This window comes from Vibrio sp. 10N.222.46.A1 (assembly GCF_041473595.1).
Lineage (GTDB): Bacteria > Pseudomonadota > Gammaproteobacteria > Enterobacterales > Vibrionaceae > Vibrio > Vibrio tasmaniensis_A.
The window spans coordinates 1-1316 of the sequence record NZ_JBFRSN010000896.1; the positions used below are offsets into that span (position 1 = coordinate 1).

The following is a 1316-nucleotide window of genomic DNA, read 5'->3' on the forward strand; positions in this document are numbered from 1 at the left end:
TTTCTATATGTTTCAGTTTAAGGAATGTACCGAACTTAGTTTGGACGAAAAAAAAGCTCCCACTTTTATCTGAGTAAGATAATAGTTAGGGAGCTCATCTATTAATGTTGCTTATCGATTATTTCACCGAAGTCACTCGACTTACTTTCTCGCCACTTTCAGAGATAGAGCGGATGTAAGTTTCGCCTGAAACCGAAGGACGTTGTTGCTCATCGTACGTTAACCAGTTTTCACCATCCGCTGAGTATTGAAGCTCTACGCCAGGGAATTGAACGTTCATCGCTAGCTTGCCATCAATAACTTTTGCCCCCGGAACTGGTAGTCGGTAATCAATACCCGCTTTCTCAAGCTTAGCCAGTTCACGTTGACCAACAATATTCGCGAAGCGATTAAAGTCGTTGTTTAAAGACTGCTTATTTACTAGGTCGGTATCTTGAGAGTATTCAACGCCCACTTTGTAGTCGTTTTCCCAATCAGCTCTGTGCCATGCGCGCTCTGCTGCTGCAAGTACGCGAGGGAACACCATGTATTCATACTGCTCGTCGGTACGTACTGTTTCAGACCAAAGCTGTGCAGACAAGCCGTAGAAAGGTTTTGCTTCAATCTCGCCTTTACCAGTGAAGCCATTGCCGTCACGGTCTAATGAAGTTTCCGCGTTTTGTGGCATGTTTTCTGGTGCGAAGCCAAACATCTTACGAGTATCCGTTGCACGCGTTGCCCAGTAGTAACCTCGCTCTGCTGCGTCAACTTCGTATGGCATATCCATGTATACGTAATCTGGGTTAGAGACAATCACGTCATAACCTTTCGCTGACCAGTCGTACACTGATGAAGTGCCGCCCCAGTAAAGAACGTCCCAGAAGTTAACGCGAGTCGTTTCAGTAGCGAAGCCAGATTCACCCTCTTCCACATACTTCAAGCCATCTTGCCAAGCTTGGAAGTGAGGAATGCCTTTGTCTGCAACAATTTTTGATACTTCTTTTGCAAAGTAGCCAGGCAGGTGACCAAAATCACTCACTGAACCATCAGCAATCAAAGACTGACATTGTGGAGACTGTTGGAATGGCTTGTCTTGCTTGTCTAGCTCAATGTTACCTTTCCATGCCACTTTGTCTTGAGCATCAACATCTTGAAAGCCTGCGCCTAGCTTGATGTTTTTCGCTTCATCACCACCAAAGTGCCAAGTCGTTAGCGGCATACCCGCTTCATTGTGCATTGCTGCAATTTCAGTAATCACTTTATCAACAAAGCGAGTCGATGATTCCATACATGGGTTGATGAAGCTGTGCTTATCGTAGAACTGAATAGTCGTCACG

General features: G+C 45.3%; 1 protein-coding gene. It reads right to left on the reverse strand.

The annotated features are described in order from the left end of the window. Window positions 1-118: 118 nt before the first annotated feature. Window positions 119-1316 (reverse strand): family 20 glycosylhydrolase (locus AB4496_RS21605; RefSeq protein ID WP_372131920.1); only part of this gene is annotated, 1198 nt, incomplete at its 5' end.